The following is a 9,095-nucleotide window of genomic DNA, read 5'->3' on the forward strand; positions in this document are numbered from 1 at the left end:
ATGGATACGCGCCCGCTCGAAACCGCTGCCGACCCCAAAGGATTGCGCCGCATCGCGATCGACCCGCTGTCGCGCGTCGAAGGCCACGGCAAGGTGACGCTGCTGCTCGACGACGACAATCGCGTGCGCCAGGCGCGGCTGCACATCGTCGAATTCCGCGGCTTCGAGAAGTTCATCGAAGGCCGGCCCTACTGGGAAGTGCCGGTCGTGGTGCAGCGGCTGTGCGGCATCTGCCCGGTATCGCACCATCTGGCGGCGTCGAAGGCGTTCGACCGCGTGGTCGGCGGCTGGCCGGTGCCGCCAGCGGCCGACCGCATCCGCCGGCTCATGCACTACGGCCAGATCGTGCAGAGTCACGCGCTGCACTTCTTCCACCTCGCCTCGCCCGACCTGCTGTTCGGCTTCGACGCCGAGGTCGAGCGCCGCAACATCGTCGGCGTGGCCGCCGCCTTCCCGGACGCCGCGCGTCAGGGCGTCATGCTGCGCAAGTTCGGGCAGGAGGTGATCCGCATCACCTCGGGCAAGCGCATTCACGGCACCGGCGCTATACCCGGCGGCATGAACCGCGCAGTCGATCCGGCCGAACGCGACGCGCTGCGCGCCGAACTGCCGCAGGTGCTGGCCTGGGCGCAGGACGCAGTGACGCTGGCCCGCCGCCTGCACGAAAGCCTGCCGGCGCGCTATGCCGACTTCGCCGACACGCCGGCGGCCATGATGTCGCTGGTCGGCCACGACGGCGCGATGGAGTTGTACGACGGCGTGCTGCGCCTGCGCGAGGCCGACGGGCGCATCGCGGTCGATGGTTTCGACGACCAGCGCTACCGCGAACTGATAGCCGAAGCGGTCAAGCCCTGGACCTATATGAAGTTTCCCTACCGCCGCGACCTCGGCGTCGATGACGGCTGGTACCGCGTCGGCCCCCTGGCGCGCGTGCAGAACTGCGACTTCATCCCGACCCCGCGCGCCGAAGAGGCGCGCCAGGCCTTCGTCGCCGCGCACGGCGGCCGGCCGGTGCACGCGGTGCTGGCCACCCACTGGGCGCGCATGATCGAACTGCTGCACGGCGTCGAAACGGTCGCCGCGCTGCTCGACAACCCACTGATCACCGGCGGTCCGCTGCAGGCCGAGGGCACGCGCCAGCGTTCGGGCATCGGCATCATCGAAGCGCCGCGCGGCACGCTGATCCACGAGTACGAAGTCGGCGACGACGATCTGGTTACGCGCTGCAATCTGATCGTATCGACCACGCACAACAACCAGGCGATGAACGATGCGGTGCGCGCGGTGGCGCTGCGCTACCTCGACGGCGAAACGATTACCGAAGGTCTGCTCAACCACATCGAGGTGGCGGTGCGCGCCTACGACCCCTGCCTGTCCTGCGCCACGCACGCGCTCGGTCAGATGCCGCTGGCGGTGAGCCTGCGCGCGGCCGACGGCCGCGTGCTCGACCACGTGCTGCGCAGCTCGACCGGCGAACTGCTGCGCGACGGCCCGGCGCATGACGCCGAGGCGGCGCAATGACGGCGCCGCTGCTGGTGCTGGGCTGGGGCAACCCGAGCCGCGGCGACGATGCGCTGGGCCCGATGCTGGTCGATGCGCTGGCGGCGTATGCCGTGCGCGCGCTGCCCGCCGGCACGGTGGACTGCCTCAGCGACTACCAGCTGCAGATCGAACACGCGCTCGATCTGGTCGGCCGCGAACGCGTGCTCTTCGTCGATGCGTCGATCGGGCTGGATGCGGCGTATGTGGTGCGCAGCGTACAGCCGCAGCGCGAGCGCCGGATTACCAGCCACGCGCTGTCGCCCGAGGCCGTGCTGCAGGTGTTCGTCGATCTGCAGCAGCGCGAACCGCCGCGCTGTGATGTACTGGCCATCCGCGGTCGTCGCTGGGAGCTGGGCGAGCAGCCGGATGCGCAGGCCGTGGCCGATCTCGAACAGGCGCTCGCCCGGGCGCGCGGCTGGCTGCGAGACGCCGTCGCTCGCGGCGCGCACACCGAAGGAGTGAATGCATGAACGTGCTCTGGTTGCAGTCCGGCGGCTGCGGCGGCTGCAGCATGTCGCTGCTGTGCGCCGACACCGACGATTTCCACGGCCAGCTACGTGATGCGGGCATAGCTCTGCTGTGGCATCCGTCGCTGTCGCTGGACAGCGGCTCTGAGGTGACCGCACTGCTCGGCCGCATTCTCGACGGCGATCTGCCGCTGGACGCGCTGTGCGTCGAAGGCTCGCTGCTGCGCGGGCCGAATGGTACGGGCCGGTTCCACATCATGGCCGGCACCGGCCTGCCGATGATCGAATGGGTGCGCAAGCTTGCGGCGAAGGCGCGCCACGTGATCGCCATCGGCAGCTGCGCCGCCTGGGGCGGCGTCACCGCCGGCGGCGACAACCCGACCGACGCCTGCGGCCTGCAGTACGAGGACGACGTGCGCGGCGGCCTGCTCGGCGGCGACTTCCGCGCCGCGGGCGGCCTGCCGGTGATCAATATCGCCGGCTGTCCGACCCACCCGAGCTGGGTGCTCGACACGCTGATGGCGCTGGCCGCCGACGGCTTCACCGAAGTCGACCTCGACACGCTGGGCCGGCCCCGCTTCTACGCCGACCAGCTGGTGCACCACGGCTGCACGCGCAACGAGTACTACGAATTCAAGGCCAGCGCCGAAAAGCCCTCGGACCTCGGCTGCATGATGGAAAACATGGGCTGCAAGGGCACGCAGGCGCACGCCGACTGCAACACCCGGCCGTGGAACGGCGAAGGCTCCTGCACCCGCGGCGGCTACGCCTGCATCAGCTGCACCGAACCCGGCTTCCAGGAACCGGGCCACCCCTTCCACGCCACGCCGAAACTCGCCGGCATCCCGATCGGCCTGCCGACCGACATGCCCAAGGCCTGGTTCGTCGCGCTGGCGTCACTGTCGAAGTCGGCGACGCCGAAGCGGGTGAAGGTGAACGCGGTGTCGGACCACGTCGTGGTGCCGCCGGTGGCGCGAAGGACGCGTCTGAAGTGACCCGCCTCCTCGTCGGCCCCTTCAACCGCGTCGAGGGCGATCTCGAAGTGACGCTGGACGTCGCCGACGGCCGCGTCGCGTCGGCGCACGTGAACGCGCCGATGTACCGCGGTTTCGAGCAGATCCTGCGCGGGCGCGAGCCGCATGACGCGCTGGTGTATGTGCCGCGCATCTGCGGCATCTGTTCGGTGTCGCAGTCGGTGGCGGCCGCGCGTGCGCTGGCCGATCTCGGCGGCATCACGATGCCGGCCAACGGCCAGCACGTGACCAACGTGATTCTCGCCACCGAAAATCTGGCCGATCACCTGACCCACTTCTATCTGTTCTTCATGCCGGATTTCGTGCGGCCGGTGTATGCAAGCCGACCCTGGCATGCCGAGGCGGTGCGCCGCTTCACGCCGCAGACCGGCGAACAGGTGCGCGCCGCGATCGCCGCGCGCCAGCGCTGGTTTACGCTGCTCGGCACGCTGGCCGGCAAGTGGCCGCACACGCAGAGCATCGACCCCGGTGGCTCGACGCGCGCCATCGACGCCGCCGAACGCGTGCGCCTGCTGGCCCGCGTGCGCGAATTCCGCCGCTTCCTCGAAACCCACACCTATGCGGCGCCGCTGGAACAGGTGGCCGCGCTCGATTCGGAAGCCGCGCTCGACGCCTGGCATCACTCGGCACCACTCGCCGACCCGCTGAACGGCGACCTGCGCTTTTTCCTGACCGTCGCGCGCGATGCGGAACTGGCTACGCTCGGCGCCGGCCCCGGCCGCTTCCTCAGCTACGGCGCTTACCCGCAGCCTGAGGGCGGCACTGCGCTGGGCGCCGGCGTCTGGCACGCCGGCGTGCTGTCGCCGCTCGACCCGGCCGCCATCCGCGAAGATGCCACGCACGCCTTGCTGAGCGATGCCGGCGGCCCGCAGCATCCGCGCAGCGGCGTCACGCTGCCGGAACCGGACAAGGCCGGCGCCTACACGTGGAACAAGGCGCCGCGGCTGGCCGGCGCAGTGGTCGAAACCGGTGCCATCGCGCGCCAGCTGGCGAGCGGCCATCCGCTCATCACCGATCTGGTCGGTCGTTACGGCGGCACGGTCTACACGCGCGTCGTCGCCCGCCTGCTCGAACTGGCGCGCGTGGTGATCATGATGGAAGACTGGCTGCGCGCGGTGCGGCCGGGCGAACCTTTCTGCACGCCCGGCCGGTTGCCGGACGAAGGCAGCGGCGCCGGCCTTGGCGAAGCGGCTCGCGGCAGCCTGGGCCACTGGATTTCGGTGCGCGATGGCCGCATCGCCAATTACCAGATCGTCGCGCCCACCACCTGGAACTTCTCGCCGCGCGACGCCGCCGGCCGCCCTGGCGCGCTGGAATCGGCGCTCGAAGGCGCCCCGGTGCGCGACGGCGAAACCACGCCGGTAGCCGTTCAGCATATCGTGCGATCCTTCGATCCGTGCATGGTGTGCACGGTGCACTGACCCGGAGCCCCCATGCAGCGCTTCACCATTTCCCTCGACGACCAGCTGGCCGCCCAGTTCGACGACTGGATCGCGCAGCGCGGCTACGGCAACCGTTCGGAGGCGGTGCGCGACCTGTTCCGCGCCGAACTGGACCGCACGGCGCAGCAGACCGGCAAGGCCACGCACTGCGTGGCCTGCCTGTCCTACGTGTTCAACCACCACGAACGCGATCTGGCCGAACGCATCATCAGCCTGCAGCACGCGCACCACGACCTCACGGTGTCGTCGATGCACGCCCACCTCGACCACGACTACTGCCTCGAAACCGTCATCCTGAAAGGCGAGATCGCCGCGGTGCGGCAGTTCGCCGATGCCGTGTGCGCCGAGCGCGGCGTGCACCACGGCAAGATCAACGTGATCAGTGTCGAGCTGGACGCCGGCCACCATCACGCCGGGCCGGGTGGGCACCGCTACACACGGCGGCACGAGCGTGGCGGACACGGCCACGAGCACATCAAGCCCAGCACCTGACGCCAGCGCCGCTGCCGCAGCATCGATCGGAATGGCAGCGCGCTGACCACCGCACGACCGGCCGTCGCGCCGAAACGCTTGCCCGGCGTGGTGCCGCGACTGGCACGCTTCTCGCGTATGAAGACTGTTCCAAATCTTCATACAAAAAGATGAACGCCAAAAAAGACTTCTCCGGGAAGGTGTTGCGGGCGCCATCGGCGTCCGTGCAGGGATTGCTGCCGCTGCTGTGCGTGCCCGTCATCGGGGCATGGGGCACCGCGCTGGCGCACGAGGCGGCGCCGTCGGCCCACCACCTCGACGCGGTGACCATCGAGGGCCACTACGACAACGCGGTCGGCACGTCCGACGCCGCCAGCCAGGGCCGAGTCACCGCGCGGCTGATCGAGAACCGGCCAACGTTGCGTCCGGCCGAGGTGCTGGAATTCGTGCCGGGCGTCATCGTCACGCAGCACAGTGGCGGCGGCAAGGCGAACCAGTACTTCCTGCGCGGATTCAACCTCGACCACGGCACCGACTTCGCCACCTATATAGATGGCATGCCGGCCAACATGCCGACGCACGCGCACGGCCATGGCTACACCGACCTGAACTGGCTCATCCCGGAACTGGTCGGCCGCATCGACTACCGCAAGGGCCCGTACTACGCCGAAGAGGGCGATTTCGCGTCGGCCGGGTCGGCGCGGCTGCGACTGGTCGACCGCCTCGATTACGGTACCGCCGAAGTGACCATCGGTCAGGACGGCCACCGACGCGGCCTGCTGATGAATTCGCACGCGCTCGGCGCCGGCACGCTGCTGTACGCGCTCGAAACCTCACGCAGCGACGGCCCCTGGGACAACCCGGAAGACTTCCGCCGCATCAACGGCGTGCTGCGCTACACGCTGGGCGAGGGCGCCAACCGAACCGCGCTGACCGCGATGGCCTATACCGCGCGCTGGGACTCGACCGACCAGATTCCGCTGCGCGCCGTGCAGTCCGGCCTGATCGGTCGCTACGGCACAGTGGACCCGACCGACGGCGGCAAGACGCAGCGCTACAGCCTATCGGTCGACCACCAGCGTGCCTGGGACGACGGCGCCTTCCGCTTCAATGCCTACGCCATTCAGTCGGAGCTGGACCTGTGGTCCAACTTCACCTACTTCCTCGAAAACCCGGCCGACGGCGACCAGTTCCGTCAGTCGGAACAGCGCACCGTGCTCGGCATGGCGATGAGCCGCAGCTGGGACGGCCAGTTCGCCGGCCGGCCGATGACCAACACGCTGGGCGTGCAGCTGCGGCACGACAGGCTGAGCCCGGTCGGGCTGTATTCGACGGTCGCGCGCAGCACCACCGGCGTGATCCAGCAGAGCCGCGTGCGCCAGACCAGCGTCGGCCTGTACGGCGAGAACAGCGTGCAATGGACGCCCTGGCTGCGCAGCCTGGCCGGTCTGCGCGTCGACCGCTACGACTTCGACGTCGCCAGCTCGATCGCCGCCAACAGCGGCGACGCGTCCGACCACATCGCCTCGCCCAAGCTGTCCTTCGTGTTCGGGCCGTGGGCGCGCACCGAGTATTTCGTGAACTACGGCTACGGCTTCCACAGCAACGACGCCCGCGGCACCACGGCGCGCGTCACCGCCAAGGGCGGGCTGCCGGCGGATCCGGTCGACGCGCTGGTGCGCACCAAGGGCGGTGAGGTCGGCGTGCGCACCGAGTGGGTTCCCGGCCTGCAGAGTTCGCTCGCGGTATGGACGCTGAAGCTCGATTCGGAACTGCTGTTCGTCGGCGACGCCGGCGAAACCGAGCCCAACCGCGCCAGCAAGCGCAGCGGCATCGAGTGGAACAACCGGTGGACGGTGCGCCCCTGGCTGCTTCTGGACCTCGACGTCGCCGCGTCGCGTGCCCGCTTCACCGAGGACGACCCGGCCGGAAATCACGTGCCGGGCGCCGTCGACCGTGTCGTCGCTGCAGGCCTCAGCCTGACCGAAGACAACCCGCTGGCCAGCGGCTGGTTCGGTCACCTGCAGATCCGGCACGTCGGCCCGCGCCCGCTGGTCGAAGACAACTCGGTGCGTTCCGACTCGACCACGCTGGCCTACCTGCGCATCGGCCACCGCCTCACCCGCGACCTGCGGCTGATGCTGGACGTGTTCAACCTGTTCGATAGCGGCGACAACGACATCGAGTACTTCTACACCTCACGCCTCAACGGCGAAGCGCCGGGCGGCGTCGATGACCGCCATTTCCACCCGGTCGAGCCACGCAGCGTGCGGCTGACGCTGAATGCGCGGTTCTGAGCCCGATTCGCGGGCTGAGCTTGGGCGGGCTTCTGTGGGAGGGGTCTTCTGACCCCGACGGTGGCTTGAATCGAAGCCTGCGGACTGCCACGGCCGCGTCGCGGTCAGAAGACCGCTCCCACAGGGGTGGTGCGCTTGATCAACGATCCGAGCCCGGGGCCCGGGTTCTGCAGGAGGAGGTGTGCCCGATCCGCGGCCGGAGCAGGCTTCTGTGGGAGGGGTCTTCTGACCCCGACAGCAGCCTGAATCGAAGCCGGGCGGACTGCCAGCGCCGCCTCGCGACCAAAGGTCGCTCCCACAGGATCGCACCCCGTTCGCCGCCGGAGCCGGGTTCCGTGGGAGCGAGCTTGCTCGCGATGCAGCCTGTACCGTACGCGCCTACTCCTCGACCAGCTTCACCTTCACATACCGCCCCTTCACCATGCCGCCATCCAGCCGCAGCACCGCCTCCTTCGCGATGCTGCGCTCGACGGCGACGAAGGTGAGGTAGTCGGTCACGTCGATGCGGCCGATCTGTTCGCGGGTGAAGCCGGCGTAGGCGGTGAGCGCGCCGAGCACGTCGCCGGGGCGCATCTTTTCCTTGCGCCCGCCCAGTATCTGCAGCGTGGCCATCGGCGGCACCAGCGGTGCGTCGCTGCTGGCTTCGAGTTCGGCCAGCGTGCCCCACTCCAGCGGTCGACCCTGCGCTTCCTCGATGCGCTGCGCGCGCACCTTCTCGAACGGGGCCGCCAGCGCCCATGCGGCACCTTCGGCGTCGCCGCGACCGGTGCGGCCGATGCGGTGCACGTGCACCTCGGGGTCTGGCGTGACCTCGACGCTGATCACCGCGTCGAGAGCGTCGATGTCCAGCCCGCGAGCGGCGACGTCGGTCGCCACCAGCACCGACACGCTGCGCTGGGCGAAGCGCAGCAGCGCGCGGTCGCGGTCGCGCTGTTCGAGGTCGCCCGACAGCTCGATCGCCTCGATGCCGGCTTCGCGCAGTGCCGCCACCACCTCGCGGCAGCGCCGCTTGGTGTTGCAGAAGGCGATGGTGCTGACCGGCCGGTAATGGCGCAGCAGGCGCAGCACGGCTTCCGGCCGTTGCGCCTCGTCGACCTCGAAGAAGCGCTGGCGGATCTTGTGTTCGGCGTGCTGCATCTCGACCGTGATGCGCTCGGGCGTGCGCAGGAACTGCGCCGCCAGCCGCTCGATGCCTTCCGGAAAGGTGGCCGAGAACAGCAGCGTCTGCCGCTCGCGCGGGCACTGCCGCGCGACGTGCGTGATGTCGTCGAGGAAGCCCATGTCGAGCATGCGGTCGGCTTCGTCGAGCACCAGCGTATTCACGCCACGCAGGTCGAGCGTGGCGCGCTCCAGGTGGTCGATGATGCGGCCCGGCGTGCCGACGATGACGTGCGCGCCGTGCGACAGGCTGTCGACCTGCGGGCCGATCTTGCTGCCGCCACACAGCGTGAGCACCTTGATGTTGTCGGTGCCGCGCGCCAGCCGGCGGATTTCCTTCGCCACCTGGTCGGCCAGCTCGCGTGTCGGGCACAGCACCAGCGCCTGCGGCGAGAACCAGCGCGGGTTCAAGCGGGCCAGCAACGGCAGCGCGAAGGCGGCGGTCTTGCCGCTGCCGGTCTTGGCCTGCGCGATCAGATCGCGCCCGGCCAGCGCCACGGGCAGCGCTGCCGCCTGCACTGGCGTCATCGCGTCGAAACCGAGCGTGCGCAGGTTGGCGAGGGTGTCGGGCGACAGCGGCAGGCTGTCGAAGGCGGTGTCGGGGGAGGGGGAAGCGGCAGAGGTCATGCCGGATTATCCGCGATCCGGCGCCGCGGCGCCCCTGGTCAACTGTCGCAGCCCTGC

7 protein-coding genes are annotated in these 9,095 nt (G+C 69.7%); 6 read left to right on the forward strand and 1 reads right to left on the reverse strand.

The genetic code is table 11. The features are described from left to right. The 6 genes from AC51BJ_RS11510 (at position 1) to AC51BJ_RS11535 (ending at position 7,253) form a co-directional block, all read left to right on the forward strand. Complete coding sequence (locus AC51BJ_RS11510; RefSeq protein ID WP_496280300.1) at positions 1 to 1,521, forward strand: Ni/Fe hydrogenase subunit alpha; 1,521 nt, start codon at positions 1 to 3, stop codon at positions 1,519 to 1,521. Then, the gene (locus AC51BJ_RS11515; RefSeq protein WP_496280301.1) at positions 1,518 to 2,012 is read left to right on the forward strand and encodes a hydrogenase maturation protease; all 495 of its coding nucleotides are present in this window, start codon (positions 1,518 to 1,520) and stop codon (positions 2,010 to 2,012) included. Before AC51BJ_RS11510 ends, AC51BJ_RS11515 begins: the two co-directional genes overlap by 4 nt. After that, positions 2,009 to 3,004 carry an NADH-quinone oxidoreductase subunit B family protein gene (locus tag AC51BJ_RS11520; protein ID WP_496280302.1) on the forward strand — a complete coding sequence of 332 codons (996 nt, stop codon included), beginning with the start codon at positions 2,009 to 2,011 and terminating at the stop codon, positions 3,002 to 3,004. Before AC51BJ_RS11515 ends, AC51BJ_RS11520 begins: the two co-directional genes overlap by 4 nt. Continuing rightward, entirely contained in the window at positions 3,001 to 4,464 is a 1,464-nt protein-coding gene (locus AC51BJ_RS11525; protein WP_496280303.1) for a nickel-dependent hydrogenase large subunit, read from the forward strand. Before AC51BJ_RS11520 ends, AC51BJ_RS11525 begins: the two co-directional genes overlap by 4 nt. A gap of 12 nt (positions 4,465 to 4,476) precedes the next feature. Beyond that, on the forward strand, positions 4,477 to 4,977 hold the full coding sequence (gene nikR / locus AC51BJ_RS11530) for a nickel-responsive transcriptional regulator NikR (protein WP_496280304.1): 501 nt from the start codon (positions 4,477 to 4,479) through the stop codon (positions 4,975 to 4,977). Positions 4,978 to 5,126: 149 nt separating this feature from the next. After that, the gene (locus AC51BJ_RS11535; RefSeq protein WP_496280305.1) at positions 5,127 to 7,253 is read left to right on the forward strand and encodes a TonB-dependent receptor; all 2,127 of its coding nucleotides are present in this window, start codon (positions 5,127 to 5,129) and stop codon (positions 7,251 to 7,253) included. A gap of 378 nt (positions 7,254 to 7,631) precedes the next feature. Here AC51BJ_RS11535 and dbpA read toward each other — a convergent pair whose 3' ends face one another. Then, entirely contained in the window at positions 7,632 to 9,038 is a 1,407-nt protein-coding gene (gene dbpA / locus AC51BJ_RS11540) for an ATP-dependent RNA helicase DbpA (RefSeq protein ID WP_430432362.1), read from the reverse strand. Between the last annotated feature and the right edge of the window lie 57 nt (positions 9,039 to 9,095).

This window comes from Methyloversatilis sp. S146-33 (genome assembly GCF_059552495.1).

Coding starts and splice junctions, on each gene's coding strand:
- AC51BJ_RS11510 (WP_496280300.1), top strand. CDS start 1: ATGGATACGCGCCCGCTCGAAACCGCTGCCGACCCCAAAGGATTGCGC.
- AC51BJ_RS11515 (WP_496280301.1), top strand. CDS start 1,518: ATGACGGCGCCGCTGCTGGTGCTGGGCTGGGGCAACCCGAGCCGCGGC.
- AC51BJ_RS11520 (WP_496280302.1), top strand. CDS start 2,009: ATGAACGTGCTCTGGTTGCAGTCCGGCGGCTGCGGCGGCTGCAGCATG.
- nikR (WP_496280304.1), top strand. CDS start 4,477: ATGCAGCGCTTCACCATTTCCCTCGACGACCAGCTGGCCGCCCAGTTC.
- AC51BJ_RS11535 (WP_496280305.1), top strand. CDS start 5,127: ATGAACGCCAAAAAAGACTTCTCCGGGAAGGTGTTGCGGGCGCCATCG.
- dbpA (WP_430432362.1), bottom strand. CDS start 9,038: ATGACCTCTGCCGCTTCCCCCTCCCCCGACACCGCCTTCGACAGCCTG.